Consider the following 17,421-nt stretch of genomic DNA (forward strand, 5'->3'; position numbering starts at 1 on the left):
GAACCGTCTTGCTCCCGTGGCGCCGGAGTGTTGGCCGTCACGGCGACTACAGGAAGCAGGGACAGTGACGACCGAGACGGCGAACTGTGTCCCCACCACCGGGCTCGACGAGCTCGGTGCGCTCGAGGCTGCCGTGACGGAGCTGGAGGGGCGGCCCAACTCCCAGTTCCGTACCATCCGCGAGCCCGCCGCCGAGATCCGCCGCAGGGCCGGCGAACTCGGTGCCGAGGAGCTCTTCCATCGCGCCGATCTGCTGCTCGCCTCCGTCGACCTGCGCGAGGGCCGGATCGGCGAGGGCGGCCAGACCGCCCACCGTGTCCGGGCCTGGGCCGAGGAACACAAGTCGCTACACCTGCTGGCCCGGGCGCACCGCTATCTGTCGCTCTTCTACCGATACGTCGGCGACTCCGCCGACGGGCTCAAGCACGCCGTCCAGTCCGTCGCCCACATGCGGGAGGACTGGCCGGTCACCATGCGCGCCCAGCTGCTGATGTCGCTGTCGGTGGCCCTGGAGGAGTCCGGTTCCCGCGATGAGGGCGAACGCCGCGCGCGGGAGGCGCTGGCGCTCGCCAAGGCCGGCGGTGACCACGAGATGACCATCCTGGCGCTGAACAACATGGTCTACAGCGCGTACGAGACCGACGACGAGGCCACCGCCCGCGCACTGGTCACCGAGATGCACGAACTGCAGGCCCGGACCGGTCACCGCTTCGGCGCGAACGAGTTCGACACGATGGCCCGCGTCGAGCTGATGGGCGGCCACTACGACGAGGTGGAGGCGCTGCTCACCCCGGTGCTGGCCGACCTGGTCGCGGCGAACGAGGGCGACGCGATCGCCGAGTGCCAGCTCACCCTGGCGCTGGCCCGCCGCCTCGCCGGGCGCTACCCGGAGGCGCAGGCCGCCCTCGACGCCAACCTGCGGATCTGCAAGGAGCGTGGGCTCGCCGCGGTGCGCGCCCGGATCCGCGAGGAACAGGCCGCGCTGTACGCCGCGACCGGGCGTTACGCCGAGGCGTACGAGGAGCACCGCGCCTTCCACACCGAGACCACCGCGCTGCTCTCCGCGCAGCGCGACGCCCGGGCCCGCGCGCTGCAGGCCGTCTTCGAGGCCAATGAGGCGCGACGGGCCAGCGAGCACTTCCGCGAGATGGCCCACCGGGACGCGCTGACCGGGCTCTACAACCGCCGCTACCTCAACGAACGGCTGCCCGCCCTGCTGCAGGAGGCGGTGGCCGGCGGCGAGCCGATCTCGCTCGCCATCGTCGACCTCGACCACTTCAAGCGGGTCAACGACACGCTCTCGCACGCCACCGGTGACAGCGTCCTGCAGAACGTGGCCGAACTGCTGGAGGAGGCCACCCCCGGGCCGGCCCTGGCCGCCCGGATGGGTGGGGAGGAGTTCCTCCTGGTCTTCCCCGGGGTGGGCCCGGAGGAGGCGGCGGTCCGCTGCGAGCGGCTGCGGTTGCGGATCCGTGCGCACGCGTGGGGCCCGATCACCGGCAGCCTGCCGGTGACGACCAGCATCGGGGTGACCACCTCGCTGGACGGGAACGGCAGCGTGACGACGATGCTGTCGCAGGCGGACCGCAACCTTTACGCCGCCAAGCGCAGTGGCCGCGACCGGGTCGTCGCCGACCCGGCGATCTGACCGACGCGCCGCTCCGGTCTGCCCGCGAGCCGGCCGCCCGCTCTCGGCCGGGCCCCGGGGTGCCTCAAGCCACCCGAGACACCCCGGCTGCCCGGCCGCCCGCTGCCGGCCGGGCAGCCGGGGTGGGCCGGTGCTCCGAGCCGGTCATTCGCCGACGGCGCCGACCGACAGCTCCACCACGATGTCCACGTGACCGACGTGCCGCGCATACTCCTGCACCAGGTGGAACAGGATCCGCTCCAGAGTCGGCGGGTCAGCACCGTCCCAGCGCGGCCCCGGCTTCCCCACCGCGCTCAACTCGGTCTTCGCGATCACCGCGTCGGTGTGTGCCCCCTGTGTCCGCAGCGCCTCGGCCAGCTCGGTGAAGCTCTCCTCCGGCGCCACGTACCAGCGGTCGACGTTGCGGTCACCCCACGGGTCGTCGAATGCCACCCCCTCGAATCCCCACTCGATCCAGCGCAGTTCGACGTACCGCAGATGTTTGACCAGTTCGAGCGGGGTCCAGCCGGAGGGCAGGCGGCTGGTCCGGCGTTCGGCGTCGGGCAGGGCCGAGACCTTGGCGAGCAGCGTGTCACGGAAGTACGTCAGGTAGCCCGAGAAGACGTCGGCGGTGCCGGCGGCAGGACGGGTCGGCGACGGAAACTCGATCGTCATGCCGCGAGTATGCAGCTTGGATGACGAGATGACTGCTCTGCGGGTACGACGTGCCGGTCCCGGCGACCGCGAAACGGTGAAACGCCTGATCAGCGAGGCGTGGGGCGCCCCGATCCTGGTGGTGCACGGTGTCACGTACGACGCGGCCGAGCTCCCGGCCCTGATCGCCGAGCGCGACGGCGAGGTGGCCGGCCTGCTGACGTTCCACCTCGACGGCGACGCCCTGGAGATCGTCTCGCTGAATGCGTTCACCTCCGGCGCCGGCGTGGGCAGCGCCCTGGTCGAGGCCACGCGCGAGCTGGCCCCGGCCCGGCTGTGGGTGGTGACGACCAACGACAATCTGGATGCGCTGCGTTTCTATCAGCGTCGTGGTTTCCGGATCGTGGCGGTGACGCCGGATGCGGTCGACGCCGCCCGCGCCGTCAAGCCGTCGATCCCCCTGGTCGGGGAGTACGGGATTCCTCTCCGCGACGAGATCACCCTGGAGATCCGGTTGTAACACGTCGGAAACCCATGGGTGGCCGTCCCGAAACCGATCACCGTGACGCTGACCGTCATGCCCGCACAGATGAACTCCGGGGACACCGCCTGGCTGCTGGTCAGCGCCGCTCTGGTGCTGCTGATGATCCCCGGCCTGGCCCTCTTCTACGGCGGCATGGTGCGGATCAAGAGCACACTGAACATGCTGATGATGACGTTCGCCTGCCTGGCCGTGGTCAGCGTGATCTGGGTGACCTACGGCTACTCGCTGGCGTTCGGGCCGGACACCGGGGACGGCCTGATCGGGAACCTGAGCCTGGCCGGGATGGCCGGCATCGGACCGGATGCGATCACCGGCTCGACGCCCACGCTGGTCTTCGCGGCCTTCCAGATGATGTTCGCGATCATCACGGCCGCCCTGCTCAGCGGCGCCATCGCGGACCGGGCGAAGTTCAGCACCTGGGTGGTGTTCGTGGCGATCTGGGTGACGCTGGTCTACGCGCCGGTCGCGCACTGGGTCTTCTCCCCGCACGGCTGGATCGCCGCGCACCTGCGGATCCTGGACCTGGCCGGCGGCACTGTCGTCGAGATCAACTCAGGTGCCTCCGGGCTGGCCCTGGCGATCGTTCTCGGTCAGCGGCTGGGCTTCCGTTCCGAGCCGATGCGCCCGCACAGCCTGCCGCTGGTGGTGCTCGGCGCCGGGCTGCTCTGGTTCGGCTGGTTCGGCTTCAACGCCGGGTCGGCGCTGGCCGCGAACGGGTCGGCGGCGCTCGCGTTCTTCAACACCCAGGTGTCCGGCGCGGCCGGGATCGCCGGCTGGCTGATCGTCGAACGCCTGCGTGACGGGCATGCCACCACGCTCGGCGCGGCGTCCGGGGCGGTCGCCGGACTGGTCGCGATCACGCCGGCGTGCGGCTCGGTGAACCCGTTCTGCGCCCTGCTGATCGGTGTCGCCGCGGGCGCCCTGTGCGGCTGGGTCGTCGGCCTCAAGCACCGGCTCGGCCTCGACGACTCGCTCGACGTGGCCGGAGTGCACGGCGTCGGCGGCTTCCTCGGGACGATCCTCATCGGTCTGCTCGCCACCGCCACGGCCACCGGCGGCCCGCGGGGGCTGTTCTTCGGCGGCGGCCTCTCGCTCTTCGGCCGGCAGGCGCTCGCCGCGATCACGGTGGCGGCGTTCTCGTTCGCGGCCACGTGGGTCATCGCGACGGTCCTGAACCGCACGATCGGCTTCCGGGTCACCAGCGAGCACGAACACGGCGGCCTCGACCTGGCGCTGCACGGCGAATCCGCCTACGACCTGGGCGTTGCCGGCGCCCACTCCGGCCACGCCACCCGCCACCCCGTCGAGGCCTGACCCCGAAGATCAACCCCAGGCGCCCGTACGCCGTGAGCCCGCGCCCCTGACGCTCCCGCGCGACCTCCGCCGGCAGCGCGCCGCACCGTCTCCGGCCGGCCCTCACGGCTGGTTCCCGAGACCAGAACGGCCTTCAGCGCCGGCCGGCGACCGCGAGCCGCCCGACGGGGCCCGTTCACGGCAACGAGCGCGCGCTGTGCGTCCGGTCTGCCGACGGCAGCTCGTACGACCGCGCTGTCAGAGGTCGACGCGGATCGGGTAGTGGTCGGAGGCGTGCTCGGACGGGCCGCCGCGGATCACCCGCATGTCGTGCGCGTGCGCCGCCACCGACGGCGAGGCCAGCGCGTAGTCGAGGCGCATGCCGCCGAACTCGCGCCCGCCGCCCTGCGTGGTCGGCACGGTCCGCCCGTCCCCGCGGCCGGCCGTGCCCCACAGGTCGACCAGCCCGGCCGAGGCGAACGCCGCGAGCGCCCGGCTGTCGACCCGCCCGTCCGGGTAGAGGTGCCGTTTGCGGAACAGCAGCGGCTGACTCTCCAGCGCCGCGGTGTGGTCGCTGACCGGGTCGAGCCCGTTGAGGTCACCGGCGACCACGACGTAATCGACGTACCGGGCGGCGAGCCAGCGGGCCTCGCGCATCCGGCGGAACGGCGAGAACGGGTTCAGGTGCGCGCTGACCACGGTCAGCGGCTCGCCTCCGGTCGCGATCACGGCGACCGCGGCCGCGTGGTGCAGCCGCCAGGTGACACTCGCCGTGTGCGTGAAGCGCAGCGGGTCACGGACCAGCACCGCGACCGGCATCCCGATCAGTGACCGGGCCAGGTGCGCGGTCATCCCGACCGCCCCGGCCAGTTCGGTCATCCGCCGCCCGTCGTTGCGGGTGAAGTCCCGCAGCTCCTGCAGGCACAGGATGTCGGGTTTCTCGGCTGCGATCACCTCGGCGATCGCCGGCAGCCGGAAACGCTGCCCCCGGTCGACCCCACCGGTCTTGATGTTCCACGACATGAAGCGCATCAGGCGACCACCAGTTGCCGGTTCTCCACCGCCGCCTCGGTCGCGGTGACCGCGTGCGCATTCGGCCGGACAACCCACCACAGCACCGACAGCCAGGCCGCCGCAAGCAGACAGGCCCCGAACACGTCGGTCGGGTGGTGCATCCCGCGGTACATCCGGGACATCGCCACGCCGAGCGGCATCAGCACCGCGAGCGCCGGGAACACCCACCGCCAGGGGCTGCGGACCCGGGCCATCACGATGATCGCGATCGCGCTCCACAGGCAGATCGTGGCGGCGATGTGCCCGGACGGGAACGACGACGTCGGCATGTGCCCGTCCATCTGCTCGACGCCGGGCCGGGGCCGGCCGACCGCGGCGGCGCTGGTCAGGAACAGGGTGAGCTCGCCGAACATGGCCAGCACGAGGAAGAGCACCGGACGCCACTGCCGCCACAGCGCGAGCGCGAGCGGGCAGACGACCAGCGAGATCGCCAGGATCGCGTGCGTGTCCCCGGCCTTGCTCCACAGCCAGCTCAGCTTGTCCAGATCCGCGGTGCGGAACGTCTGCAGCCAGCGGTCGAAGCCGTCGTCCCAGCTCGGGTTCCACCGCGTGGCGGTGTAGCCGACCCCGTAGAGCAGGCCGAACGTGAGCACCCAGCCGACCAGGATCTCGGCGCCCTTGACCCACGGGTGCGGCAGCACGGCCTCCTCGGCCGGAGCCGGCTCCAGGTCGGGGGCGGCTTCCGGCTCGAGGCCCTCGGCGGCCGGCCGGGACGGCGTGTGACCGGCCTCGCGGCGCCAGACCCGGAACGCGTACGCGGTGGTGCTGATCCAGGCGATGCCGAGCAGCCACCCGGCGAGCACGTCGGAGAGGAAGTGCACGCCGAGCGCGATCCGGCTGAACCCGATCAGTGCCACGATCAGTGCGATCAGGCCGAGGAACAAGGGACGCCATTTCCGCCGTACGGCCGGAAGGAGCACCAGCGCGAGCATCCCGTAGACGACCATCGAGCCGAGCGCGTGCCCGCTCGGGAAACTGTTGCCGGGGGCGTGGGCGACGGGCGACTCCACCACCGGCCGCACCCGCCCGACCAGCGCCTTCAGCGACGGGTCGAGGATCAGCGCCCCGGCCCCGGTGACGATCAGGTAGAGCGCGAGCCGCTGCCGCCGCCGGATCAGCAGCATCGCGACCACGATGGTGACCAGCGAGATCATGAAGACCCGCCCGCCGAAAGAGGAGATCTGCTGCAACACCTTCACCGCGGTGTCCGAGCCGGCGACCTGCCGGTTCAGTCCTTCGGCGACGCTGTGGTCCAGGTCCTGCAGCGGCGTCCAGTGGAACCGCACGAGCAGCAGGAGCGCGGCGAACCCGAGCCCGACCGCGATCACCGCGATCAGGCCGAGAACGCTGCGTTCGGCGAAGTGCCGGACCGGCGCCCAGCCGGTCCGTTCCACGAGGCGGTTGTCAGACGACACGGCACGCTCCCAGGTGGTTGGGGGTGCCGCGTCTACTACCCCGTGGAGTCGGTCGGTACACCGGCGTGGCGCTGCTTGGGCACGTCCGTGGGCGGTTCCCACTGGTCGGGCCGGGCCGGTTTCGCCCCGACCCGCCGGGCCTCCAGCTGGGCCGCGAACGCCAGACCCAGGAAGAAAGCCATCCCGGTGAGGTTGGCCCAGAGCAGCAGCGCCATCATCGCCGTCAGCGGGCCGTAGGTCGCCCCGAAACTGCCGCTGACCCGTACATACCCGGCCAGGAGCAGGCTCGCCGCCCACCACAGCACGGTCGCCACCACCGCCCCGAACAGCAGCCAGGACAGCGCCGGTTGCTGGCGTCGCGGCGAGTGCCGGAAGAGCGCGCCGACCGCGACGACGATCAGGACCAGGCTCACCGGCCAGCGCACCAGGTCCCACCCGACCCGGATCCAGCCGGCTATGTGGAACCGATGCTCGGCCGACTCCCCGGCGGCCCGTCCCGCCACCAGGATGAGGAAGCCGAAGAGGGCCGGCAGCCCGGCGGTGAACGCGAGGACCGTGGCCCGGATGTACTTGTACAGCGCCGGCCGATCCCGCTCGACGCCGTAGATGCGGTTGGCGCCCCGCTCGACCTGGGCCATTGCGGTGGTCAGCGCGATCAGCCCGGTGATCAGACCGAGCACCAGGGCCAGCTCGCCGGCGTCCTCGGTGCGCTCGTCGTCGACCAGCAGTTCGCGCACCACCGGTTCGCTGGCGCCCGGGGTCAGCGCGATCACGGTGTCGGCCACCACCTCGCCGCCGGCCTCGACGCCCAGGTCGGTGGCGAGCCCGGAGAGCGCGATGAGGAACGGCACGATCGCCAGGCACAGCTGCAGCGCGAACGCCCGCGAGTGGCTGAACCCGTCGCCGTACCGGAACCGGATGAACGCGTCCCGCAGCAGCGGCCACCCGCCGTAGTTGCGCAACGCGAGGTACGCGTCGTCGGCGGAGAGCTCGTCCCCGGCCATCGTCTTGGTCTCGGGGACCGGTTCGGTGCTGCTCATCGCGACGTGGCCCGCCGGGCGACCGCCTGCGCGTCGTAGGCGAGGTCCGGATCCGCGTCCGGCTGCGGCACACAGAGCAGAAGAGCCTTGTGCCGTAGGGAGATCTTCATGGCCTTGCCCGACGCGATGAGATCGCCGTCGAGCTGCCGTGGCTGCGCGTGGTTGCTGTAGATCTCCACCCGGGACGCGGTGTACGTCTCCATCCGCGGGATGCGCTCGCGGCGGCTGGCGACCCCGGCGATCAGCCACGCCCAGTGCACCAGGTTGTTCGGGCTGACGATCGCCACGTTGAACTTGCCGTCGTCGGGCACCGCCCGCTTGAGCAGTCGCACCCCGCCCTGCAGCCGGCCCACGTTCCCGACGATCACGGTCTGCGCCCGGCGGGGCATCGGCGCACCGCCGTCCAGCCGGATCCGCACTCGCATCGGCCGGTCCAGCAGGTGCTTGGCCGCCCCGAGCAGGTAGGCCGGCCAGCCGATGTGCTTCTTCGCCCGCTCGGAGGTGTCCTGCAGCATCATCGCGTCGAACCCCATTCCGGCCATCACCACGAAGCACTGGTCGCCGATCACCCCGACGTCGATCCTGCGGCGACCGCCCTCCAGCGCGACCTGCAGCCCGGCCGCCGGGTCGGTGCCCAGCCCGAGGTTGGCCGCGAGCAGGTTCCCGGTCCCGGCGGGCAGCACCGCCAGCGCCACGCCGGTGCCGGTCAGCGCGGTCACCACCGCGGTCACCGTGCCGTCGCCCCCGCACGCGAAGACCAGCTCGGCGCCCTCGGCGACGGCTTTCTTCGCCTGGCCACGGCCGGTGTCCTCGGGGGTCGTCTCGTACCACGCGGGCTCCGGCCAGCCGGCCTTCGTCAGCGTGGACCGGACGGAACTCCGGAATTGATCGAGATCGGTCACCTTGGCGGGGTTCACCACAACGGCCGAACGAGGTCCTGTCACGGCCACATTTTGCCCGAGCAAAGTCACAGCTGCGACTCAGGAATCACTCCCTTCCCCAGAGAGCACACTTTCTCGGGTGACCCGCTCGACGTACCCCCGGAACCGGCCGATCCGTACCGGACCGTGGCCGGACGGGTACCACCACCTGCACCGTCGGACACGCCTCGGCTCCGGCGACGCCGCTTTCGCCACTCCGGCGAGGCGGTCCTGACCTTCCGGACGCACCACACCCCCGCGCGACGATCCGCACCGTGCGCCACCCCGGTTCCCGGGTCACCCAGCGGGCGTAAGTACTCCGGTGCGGATTGGTGCTCCGGCGGCTGGGTACCGTGGACCGGTGAGCACGACATCGGTCACCTGGTGGGGCCACAGCACCGTCTGGCTCGCCGACTCGGGTGTCACGCTGCTCACCGATCCGGTGCTGACCGATCGGCTCGCCCATCTGCGGCGCATGGCCGGCCCGTCCCCCCGGTTGCCCGGCGCTCCGGACGTGATCCTGCTCTCGCACCTGCACGCCGATCATTTCCACGTCGGGTCGCTCAAGGCCGTACCGGGAAATCCGCTTCTGATCGTCCCCCGCGGAGCGGCGGCCTTCACCGCGCGAGCCCTCGGCCGGGACGCGGCGCGGCGTTGTGTCGAGGTCGCCCCGGGTGATGAGGTCGAGGTCGGCGCGGTCCGCGTGCGCGCCGTCCCGGCGCGGCACGACGGCGGACGTGGTCCGTGGTCCCGCGAGCGGGCCGCCGCCATCGGCTTCGTGGTCGAGGGCAATTCCCGCATCTGGTACGCCGGGGACACCGGCCTCTTCGACGAGATGCACGACCTCGGTCCCCTCGACCTCGCGCTGATCCCGGTCGGTGGCTGGGGTCCGACCCTCGGGGCGCACGGTCACCTCGACCCGGCCGACGGCGCCGAGGCGCTGCGGCGGGTGAAGGCGTCCTGGGCGGTGCCGGTGCACTACGGCACGCTGTGGCCGATCGGGATGGGCCGGGTGCGGCAACACATGTTCGCCGAGCCGGGCTCCCGGTTCGCCGAGCAGGCCGCGCGCACCTCGCCGGAAACGCGGGTCCGGGTGCTGGCGCAGGGCGAGACGCTGACCCTGGGACCGGCCGCGTGATCGTCACCCTCGGGGCGCTCGGCACGCTCGCCTGGCTCTTCGCGGTGGTCTGCTTCGGCGCGATCATCCCGATCGTGCCGACCGGGGCGGCGGTCAGCAGCGGTGCCGCGCTCGCCTTCCACGAGCATCACCCGGTGACGATCGTGCTGGTGGTGGCATTCGGCGCGGCCGGCGCCTACGTCGGCGACCTGGTGATGTACGCGATGTGCCGGTTCGGCGGCGAGAAGCTCGCCCGGCGGCTGCGCTGGCTGCGCGACGAGGAGCACCTGGCCTCGGTCAAGGAGCGGCTGAAGGCCCACGAGATCCAGGTGCTCCTGGTGTCCCGGCTGATCCCCGGCGGTCGCGTCCCGGTGCTGCTCGCCGCCGCGTTCGCGGGCCTCTCCTGGCGTACGTTCGTCAGCGCCAACCTGCCGGCCTGCGCACTGTGGTCGGCCGTCTACGCCGCGATCGGCGTGGCCGGCGGCTCGATCTTCCCGGAACCGTGGCAGGGGGTCGTCGCCGCGATCGTCCTGATCCTCGTCGTCAACCAGGCCGTGAGCTGGTGGAACAAGCGCGCCACGGCAAGGTCGAGCCCTAGTACTTGAGGTAGGTCCGGGTCATCTTCGCCGCGGTCTCGACCAGCTTGTGCCCGCTCACCTCGGACTTGTTGCGGTGCGAGAGGACCGCGATCGAGACGTCCGTGTCGTCACCGGTGACCCGGCCGACCGAGTTGATGATGTAGAGGTTGTTCTCGGTCGAGCGGGAGAGCCAGCCGTTCTTCACCGTGAACTCCTCGCCGTCCTTGGCCGCGGCCGGGACGCCCCACTGCTGCGCCGGGTTGACCGTGCTCATCAGCGTGTGCGCGTACTTCCGGGAGGCGGCGGTCAGCGGGCTTTTGTCGGACACCAGCTGCGCCAGCAGTTTCACCTGGTCCTTGACCGTGGTGGTGGTCAGGCCCCACGACTTGTTCACCGTGGTCTGGGTCAGGCCCATCCGCTTGTCGCACTTCTGGATCGCGGACTGCTTGCCGAGGTGGGCGAAGAGCGCGATGGTCGCGTCGTTGTCGCTGTTGCGGATCATCAGCTTGGCCCAGCCGTCCTCCTGGGTGGTGACCTTGCGGCCGGCGTCCTGGGCGGTCAGCAGCAGGCAGGCGAGGACCTGCACCTTGACGATGCTGGCGGTCTCGTACTTCTCGTCGCCGCGGAACGCGTACGTCAGGCCGGTCTTCTTGTCGAGCACGGCGACCGAGAACTCGGGGACGGTCGCGGCGTACTTCGTCAGGGCCGTCTCCAGCGACTTGGCCTTCTTGTCCCACGCGGCCTTGGCCAGCTCTTCCTTGCTGGGGCCGGTCGGGGACGGTGACGGTGACGCCGTCGACGCACCACCGGTCAGGTAGGTGGCGCTCGCGCTCTCGCTGCCGATCACACCCTTGGCGAGCAAGGCCACACCTCCGAGGACGATCACGGTCGCCATCGCCACAAGCCACTTCGAGGAACGCTGCACCCCAGCATGATGCCCTGTTCAGCCGGACAGTGGTGGCGCCGGTAGCTATGAATCATGCGGGAATGACCATGTTTCTACCGTCCGCCGCAGCACCGCCACGGTCGGTCACCAGGCGTGCCGTCCGTCTCCCCTGACGCGCTCGACGGGCCGGACGTGCCACCGCAGAGCAGAATGGGGACATGGCTTCCCTGCTGTCCCGAGCCGTCCAGATGTCCCGCGCCGCGCTGGCCGCGCCGGCCGTCGCCGCCGACCTGACCCGCGCCGCGATCGGCCAGGTGATCGAGACCGCGGGGGCCGTGGCCAGCGTCCCGGTGCGCGCGCTGGGCCTGCTCGGCCAAGCGGAACTGCTGGTCAACCGGGCCGGACTGGCCATCGGCCAGGCCGAGGAACTGCTCCGGCGGGTCACCACGGTGACCACCACCGCCGAAAGCGCGATCACCGGCGTGCAGAAGGTGACGGCCGACGCCGACGCGACGATCGCCGAGGTCCGCACGATCACCACCGCGGCCGAGACGCTGCTCGGCGAGGTGCGGGCGATCACCACGGCCGCGGCCCTGACCGTCGAGGAGGCCGGAGCCATCTCGACCGCCGCCGGCGACCTGGTCCGCCGGGCCGCCACCACCGCCGACGCGGCCGGCACGATCGTCATCGAGGCCGGCTCGCTGACCACCTCGGCCGCCGAGCTCGTCGCCGAGGCGGGCGCGGTCAGCGCGGCGGCCCGCGGGGTCGTCACCGACGCCGGCTCGATCAGCAACGCCGCCCGTGACCTCGTCGCCCAGGCCGGGCAGGTCAGCGCGGCGGCGCAAGGCATCGTGGACGAGGCCTCCGCCGTCGCGGACCGCGCGTCGGCCGTGGTCGGGCGCGCCGACCAGGCCGCCGGGGTCGCCACCGAGCTGCTCGACGACTATGCGCCGACGCTGCGCAAGGCCGCCCCGCTGGCCGCGCGGTTCGTCGACGAGCTGACGCCGGAGGAGGTCACCGCCGCGATCCGGATGGTCGACCAGCTGCCGGCGCTGCGCGACCACCTGGTCGACGACGTGATGCCGCTGCTCAACAAGCTCGACCAGGTCGGGCCCGACCTGCACAAGCTCCTCGAGGTCACCGAGGACCTGCATCTGGCGATCGCCGGCCTGCCCGGGCTCAAGCTGCTGCGCCGCCGGGGCGAGGAGCGCACCGAGGACCATCACGTGAAGCACTGATCCTGAGGCGGGCGGCCATGGCCGTACGGGAAAAGGGTGTTGATCGTGGGAAATGCCGGTCTTCGCAGGGAAGACCGGCATTCTCCGTGGAGCGCGACCCGGATCAGAAGACCGAGACGCCGTAAGCGCTCAGCGGCTCGACGACCGGCTGGAAGTAGGTGACGCCGCCGGAGGAGCAGTTGCCGCTGCCGCCCGAGGTCAGGCCCAGCGCGGTGGTGCCGGAGTAGAGCGAGCCGCCGCTGTCGCCCGGCTCGGCGCAGACGGTGGTCCGGATGAGGCCGGAGACCGAGCCCTCCGAGTAGTTGACCGTGCTGTTCAGCGCGGTGACCCGGCCGGAGTGGATGCCCGTGGTGGAGCCGCGGCGGTAGACCGTGGCGCCGACGGCCGGAGTGCCGGCCGAGGTGATGTCCTGGGAGCCGACCGCGCCGCTGATCGTGACCGACGTGGTGGTGTACCTCACGATGCCGTAGTCGTTGCCCGGGAAGCTGGTGCCGGCCCGCGTGCCCAGCGTGGTGGAGCCGCTGGTCCAGGTGGCGCCGACGTTGGTGCAGTGTCCGGCGGTCAGGAAGTACTTGGTGCCGGAGCTGTTCTGCACGTTGAAGCCGAGCGAGCAGCGCGCGCTGCCGGTGTAGATCGCGTCGCCACCGGAGATCCGGGTGCTGATCTTGCCGGCGATGGTCTCGATCCGGGCGTTGTCGCCCAGCTTGGCGACGGTGGCCTTGACCGCGGCCAGCTTGGCGCCGGTGACGCTCTCGTCGACGCTGACCACGACCTGGTTGGTGACCGGGTCGACGGCGAACGCGGTGCCGGGCGTCTTCAGGTTCGCCTTCAGGTTGGCGTCGGCGGCGGCGAGCGTGGCGCCGCTGCGGCTCACGTACCGCGGGGTCGCACCGGCCTTGGACACCTCGGCGGCCGTGGTGGCGTCGGTGACGTTGACCACCAGCTTGCCGGAGGCGTCCAGGTAGGACCCGGCGTCACGGGTGCCCAACTGGTCGTCCAGCTTGCTGGCCAGCGCGGACGGCGCGAAGGACGCGTCACCCACGGCCGGGGCTGCCGTGGCGGGTGACGTCGCGATCAGGCCGCTGCCCACCAGCATGCCGACCGCCAGGCCGACGATCGGTCGGCGAAGCTTCGGGTTGAGCACGGTTCCTCCCAGGGGGATTGGGTAGGTGGCATACCGGTCCGGCATGCCCGTGCTCGCAAGTATTCAAGTTGATCAATGACCTTGCAAGGAGTGGTCAATCCGACACAATAGTGATCAAGTCTTCGCTGAGCTGCGGAAACCTAGGTCCCATAGTGTCAGGCTATGACCCCTTCGGGATGAATGCACATCACCGGTCCAGCACCGCGATGGGCGCGTCGTCGGCGAGCCGGTAACCCAGGCCGTAGACCGTCGTGATCAGCTCCGGGTCGTCGAGCTTGGTCCGCAGCCGGCTCACGTGCACGTCCACGGTGCGGTTGGTGGTGTGGCGGTGCCCCCAGACGTGAGTGAGCAGCTGCGTCCGGCTGAACACCTGGCGCGGATGCTGAGCGAGGAACAGGAGCAAGTCGTACTCCAAGCGGCTCAGGTCCAGCCGCTTGCCGTCACGCAGCGCGGTGCGCGCCCGCGGGTCCAGGACGATCCCCCCGTCCTGGCCGGCGGCGACCTCGGGCAGATCCACCTCGACGGCGGCGCCGGGGCCGGCCGCCTCGACGAGCTCCCGCAGCGCGGCCAGCACCCGGTCGCGGCCACCGCTGCCGCCGGCGATGCTGATCGTGACCGTGACGGGCGCGCCCTCGTCCTTCAGGTCAGGCACCGGGCGCAGCTCAGGGCGAGAATGGGTGGCGCGCGGATGGGCGATGGCGAGCGCGGACATGTGCGTCTCCTTCAACGGCGACTGCCACCGGATCCGGTGGCACCTGGCAAGGATACAATTCCTATCTGTTAGATAGGCATACCGCATGCTGGTCACGAGCGCCACATCACACCGGGCCCTGCGCGGCGAAATCGGCGCCACGGCGGGCGCGGCCAGCCGCTTTGCGACCGTCCTACCTGGCCATTTACCGACTAGACCGATATTTTTACTAGGATTTGGGATCACCGTTGACCAAAGGCCGAACACCCCGCAGGGTGAGGCAGGACGAAAAATTCTCAACTGGTGGAACACATGAGGGGAACCCGATGACAGGAATCGTTGTGGTGTCCGGCAACCCACGCGCCGGGTCACGGACCTCCGCCCTGGCCATCGCGGTCGGCGCGGCGATCGCCGCCCGGCTCGGCGCGCCCGCGCCCACCGTGATCGAGGTCGGCGAGCTCGGCACCGGGCTGCTCACCGAGGGCGACGAACCGACCGCGGCCGCGGTCGCCGCGCTCAACGCCGCTGATCTGCTGGTCGTGGCCACCCCGACCTACAAGGGCAGCTACACCGGCGTGCTCAAGGTGCTGCTGGACCAGCTGCAGAACCAGGCCCTCGCCGGGAAACGCGCCGTGCCGGTCGTCACCGCCGGGGTCGCGCCCCAGGCCGCCGCGGCCGAGGCGCTGCTGCGCCAGCTGCTCGGCGAGCTCGGGGCGACCGTGATCCAGCCCGGGCTGCTTGTTGTCGAGGCCGACCTTCCGGAGACGGCCGAGATCGCCCAGAAGTACGCGGCGGCGGTCGACTGGTAACCCCTTGAGACGTGTGGCCGCCGCCTCCCGGTCGCTCCGGGAGACGGCGGCCACCCTTCCTCAGCTCTGATCGGCCGCCGGGCAGATCGCTCAGCTCTGATCGGCCGCCGGGCAGATCGCTCAGCTCTGATCGGCCGCCGGACGTCGCGCTCAGCTCTGGTCGTCCGCCGGGCGGATCGTGATCGTGAAATCGCCGGAGACGCTGCCGCCCCAGCCGTCGGTGAACGTCACGGTGAACCTGGCCGTCTCCCCCTCGACCGTCCCCGGCACGCCACTGATCACGCCGGTCGACGAGTCCAGCACCAGCCCGGCCGGCAACGTGCCCGAGGACACCGTCCACGTGCCGCTCCGCCCGTCCAGCGTGCTCAGCCGCGCCTCGTAACCCGCCTCGGCCAGACCCTCCGGCAGCCCCGTGTCGTCGAGCACCGGAGCGTCGGCCCCGATCGGGATCACGATGGTCCGGGTGACCGCCTGCGGCACGTAGTCGGTGAACCGCACGGACACCGAGAACTCCCCCGGCGTCTCCGGCATGCCGGTGATCACACCCGAGCTGTGCAACACCAGACCGGGCGGCATCGCACCGGCCGCCACCGACCAGCTTCCCGTGCGTCCCGCTTTCAGATTCACCCTTCCCGTGTACGGCGTACCGGCCGTTCCCCCGGCGGCACGAGTCGTCGCGATGACCGGCTTCGCGGGCGGCGCCGGGACGAACAACAGCCGATCCGGCGACCCCTTGCGGTCGGCGACCTTGCCGGTGGTGGCGTTCGCCACGAGCCGGGCGGAGACCTGAGCCGGAGTCAGCGACGGGCTCCCGTCCAGGAGCAGGGCGGCCGCGCCGGCCACGTGCGGCGACGCCATCGACGTACCGCTGTAGACGGCCGTCGCGGTGTTGCTGTTCGCCACCGACGAGCGGATGTTCACACCCGGCGCGAAAAGGTCGACCACGCCGCCGTAGTTGGAGAAGTACGCCCGCCGGTCCTTGCCGTCGGTCGCACCGACCGTGACCGCCGCGGCCAGGTCGGCCGGACTGCTCGACGTCGCATTCATGTTTTCGTTACCGGCCGCCACGACGTACGTGACGCCCGACGCGATCGACTCCTGAACAGCGAAATCCAGGGACGGGCTGCGGTCACCGCCCATGCTCATGTTCGCCACCGCCGGCTTGATCGCGTGCTCGGTCACCCAGTCCACGCCGTCGATCACGTCGGACAGGTAGCCGCCGCCGTCGCAGTCCAACACCCGCACCGCGACCAGCTGCACCTTCTTCGCGACGCCGTAGTGGGTGCCGCCGATCGTGCCGGCGACGTGCGTGCCGTGGCCGTTGCAGTCCGAGGCGTTGCTGTCGCCGTCGGCGAAGTCGTAGCCGTAGGAGGCGCGACCGCCGAACTCCTGGTGCGAGATGCGGATGCCGGTGTCGATCACGTAGGCGTGCACGGCGGAACCGTCGTCGGTCGGGGTGTAGGAGAGGGAGACCTTCGACGCACGCTGGTCGATCCGGTCCAGGCCCCACGTCGGGTTCTTCTGCGCCCCAGCCGCCCGCACCAAGCCGCCCCGCCCACCGCCCTGCGTGCCGGCGACCCGTGCCTGGCCACCCGAAACACTTTCCTGCCCACCGGCAACCCGCACCCGCCCGCCCCGCACACCCTCCTGCGTTCCGGCGATACGCACCCGGCGGTCCTGCTCCACCGACCGCACCGACGGGTCGGCGGCCAGACGGCGGGCCTCGGCCGCGGTCAGCTGCGCCGCATAGCCGGGGATCGTGTGGAAGCTGCGCAGCACCCTGCCGACGCCGAGGCTGTGCACGTTCGGACCGGTGCCTCGGCTCTTCATCGTCACGATGTACCGCCCCGCCACCGCCCCCGGCGCGTCCGCCCCGACAACGTTCCCGGCTGACCCGGTCCCAGCCGGCCCGGTCCCGGACAACGCGGTCTCAGCCGACCCGGTGCTGGCCGATCCCGTCCCGACGACGGTCCCGGCGGTTCGCCCCGAGGGTGCTGCACCGGCGGCGAGCGCGGGGGTGGGTGCAGCCAGAGCCGCCGAGGCGGCAACCGCCGAGGTCAGGAACGCACCGAAGGTCCACTTACGCATGCCGCCGTGATCGGCCGCGCCCCCGCTCGGTTGAGCCCCCGAACCACCCCGAACCCCACCTACCCCCGGCCCGCACCAGCACGGCGGCCCAGTCCCGGTCCCGGCTGGTTCTCGTGGGCGTCATGAGGCACGAACAACGCTCATGAGAACCGGCCGGGAAACCCGCCAGCGATTTGCTCGCCGCAACCCTGGCATGGTTTTTAGGCATGCAAAAAGAAACGCCCACCCGTTACCCGGGTGGGCGTTTCTCGAAGTTGAGTCCGGCGGCGTCCTACTCTCCCACACCCTCCCGAGTGCAGTACC

Annotated in this window: 16 protein-coding genes; 7 read left to right on the forward strand and 9 right to left on the reverse strand. The window is 71.3% G+C overall.

Annotated elements, in window-relative coordinates; translation table 11 throughout:
- Positions 1–64: 64 nt before the first annotated feature.
- Complete coding sequence (locus ACH442_RS34320) at positions 65–1,648, forward strand: diguanylate cyclase (protein WP_396342217.1); 1,584 nt, start codon at positions 65–67, stop codon at positions 1,646–1,648.
- A 144-nt stretch (positions 1,649–1,792) separates the two neighbouring features.
- Here ACH442_RS34320 and ACH442_RS34325 read toward each other — a convergent pair whose 3' ends face one another.
- The gene (locus ACH442_RS34325; protein WP_396342218.1) at positions 1,793–2,302 is read right to left on the reverse strand and encodes a DUF664 domain-containing protein; all 510 of its coding nucleotides are present in this window, start codon (positions 2,300–2,302) and stop codon (positions 1,793–1,795) included.
- Positions 2,303–2,330: 28 nt separating this feature from the next.
- On the opposite strand from ACH442_RS34325, the gene ACH442_RS34330 reads away from it, so the two are divergent.
- Together ACH442_RS34330 and ACH442_RS34335 are read left to right on the forward strand one after the other, a co-directional pair.
- Entirely contained in the window at positions 2,331–2,801 is a 471-nt protein-coding gene (locus ACH442_RS34330) for a GNAT family N-acetyltransferase (protein ID WP_396342219.1), read from the forward strand.
- Between the two features lie 57 nt (positions 2,802–2,858).
- Positions 2,859–4,139 carry an ammonium transporter gene (locus ACH442_RS34335; protein WP_396342220.1) on the forward strand — a complete coding sequence of 427 codons (1,281 nt, stop codon included), beginning with the start codon at positions 2,859–2,861 and terminating at the stop codon, positions 4,137–4,139.
- A gap of 237 nt (positions 4,140–4,376) precedes the next feature.
- Here the strand turns inward: ACH442_RS34335 and ACH442_RS34340 are convergent, their stop codons facing one another.
- From ACH442_RS34340 to ACH442_RS34355, 4 genes are read right to left on the reverse strand one after another with little or no spacing between them, the layout of a single operon-like run.
- Entirely contained in the window at positions 4,377–5,150 is a 774-nt protein-coding gene (locus ACH442_RS34340) for an endonuclease/exonuclease/phosphatase family protein (protein WP_396342221.1), read from the reverse strand.
- Complete coding sequence (locus tag ACH442_RS34345) at positions 5,150–6,607, reverse strand: phosphatase PAP2 family protein (RefSeq protein ID WP_396342222.1); 1,458 nt, start codon at positions 6,605–6,607, stop codon at positions 5,150–5,152. The genes ACH442_RS34340 and ACH442_RS34345 overlap by 1 nt, the downstream gene beginning before the upstream one ends.
- 35 nt (positions 6,608–6,642) lie before the next feature.
- Positions 6,643–7,647 carry a YihY/virulence factor BrkB family protein gene (locus ACH442_RS34350; protein WP_396342223.1) on the reverse strand — a complete coding sequence of 335 codons (1,005 nt, stop codon included), beginning with the start codon at positions 7,645–7,647 and terminating at the stop codon, positions 6,643–6,645.
- Positions 7,644–8,591 carry a diacylglycerol/lipid kinase family protein gene (locus tag ACH442_RS34355; protein ID WP_396342224.1) on the reverse strand — a complete coding sequence of 316 codons (948 nt, stop codon included), beginning with the start codon at positions 8,589–8,591 and terminating at the stop codon, positions 7,644–7,646. Before ACH442_RS34355 ends, ACH442_RS34350 begins: the two co-directional genes overlap by 4 nt.
- Positions 8,592–8,928: 337 nt before the next feature.
- Here ACH442_RS34355 and ACH442_RS34360 point away from each other — a divergent pair, with 337 nt between their 5' ends.
- Together ACH442_RS34360 and ACH442_RS34365 are read left to right on the forward strand one after the other, a co-directional pair.
- A complete protein-coding gene (locus tag ACH442_RS34360; protein WP_396342225.1) occupies positions 8,929–9,705 on the forward strand; it encodes an MBL fold metallo-hydrolase in 777 nt (258 codons plus the stop codon).
- Positions 9,702–10,289: a DedA family protein gene (locus tag ACH442_RS34365; protein ID WP_396342226.1), complete on the forward strand. Its 588-nt coding sequence runs from the start codon at positions 9,702–9,704 to the stop codon at positions 10,287–10,289. The genes ACH442_RS34360 and ACH442_RS34365 overlap by 4 nt, the downstream gene beginning before the upstream one ends.
- On the opposite strand, the gene ACH442_RS34370 is transcribed toward ACH442_RS34365, so the two are convergent.
- The gene (locus ACH442_RS34370; protein WP_396342227.1) at positions 10,279–11,187 is read right to left on the reverse strand and encodes a serine hydrolase; all 909 of its coding nucleotides are present in this window, start codon (positions 11,185–11,187) and stop codon (positions 10,279–10,281) included. The two genes, ACH442_RS34365 and ACH442_RS34370, sit on opposite strands and share 11 nt — an antisense overlap.
- 179 nt (positions 11,188–11,366) lie before the next feature.
- On the opposite strand from ACH442_RS34370, the gene ACH442_RS34375 reads away from it, so the two are divergent.
- On the forward strand, positions 11,367–12,386 hold the full coding sequence (locus ACH442_RS34375) for a hypothetical protein (RefSeq protein ID WP_396342228.1): 1,020 nt from the start codon (positions 11,367–11,369) through the stop codon (positions 12,384–12,386).
- Between the two features lie 103 nt (positions 12,387–12,489).
- On the opposite strand, the gene ACH442_RS34380 is transcribed toward ACH442_RS34375, so the two are convergent.
- Entirely contained in the window at positions 12,490–13,530 is a 1,041-nt protein-coding gene (locus tag ACH442_RS34380) for a S1 family peptidase (protein ID WP_396342229.1), read from the reverse strand.
- Positions 13,531–13,717: 187 nt separating this feature from the next.
- Positions 13,718–14,242 carry a winged helix-turn-helix domain-containing protein gene (locus ACH442_RS34385; RefSeq protein ID WP_396342230.1) on the reverse strand — a complete coding sequence of 175 codons (525 nt, stop codon included), beginning with the start codon at positions 14,240–14,242 and terminating at the stop codon, positions 13,718–13,720.
- A gap of 305 nt (positions 14,243–14,547) precedes the next feature.
- Here ACH442_RS34385 and ACH442_RS34390 point away from each other — a divergent pair, with 305 nt between their 5' ends.
- Positions 14,548–15,030: an NADPH-dependent FMN reductase gene (locus ACH442_RS34390; RefSeq protein ID WP_396342231.1), complete on the forward strand. Its 483-nt coding sequence runs from the start codon at positions 14,548–14,550 to the stop codon at positions 15,028–15,030.
- Positions 15,031–15,180: 150 nt separating this feature from the next.
- Here ACH442_RS34390 and ACH442_RS34395 read toward each other — a convergent pair whose 3' ends face one another.
- Positions 15,181–16,860 carry a S8 family peptidase gene (locus tag ACH442_RS34395; protein ID WP_396342232.1) on the reverse strand — a complete coding sequence of 560 codons (1,680 nt, stop codon included), beginning with the start codon at positions 16,858–16,860 and terminating at the stop codon, positions 15,181–15,183.
- Positions 16,861–17,421: the final 561 nt, after the last annotated feature.

The organism is Actinoplanes sp. NPDC020271, assembly GCF_044388125.1.
Taxonomy (GTDB): Bacteria; Actinomycetota; Actinomycetes; order Mycobacteriales; family Micromonosporaceae; genus Actinoplanes.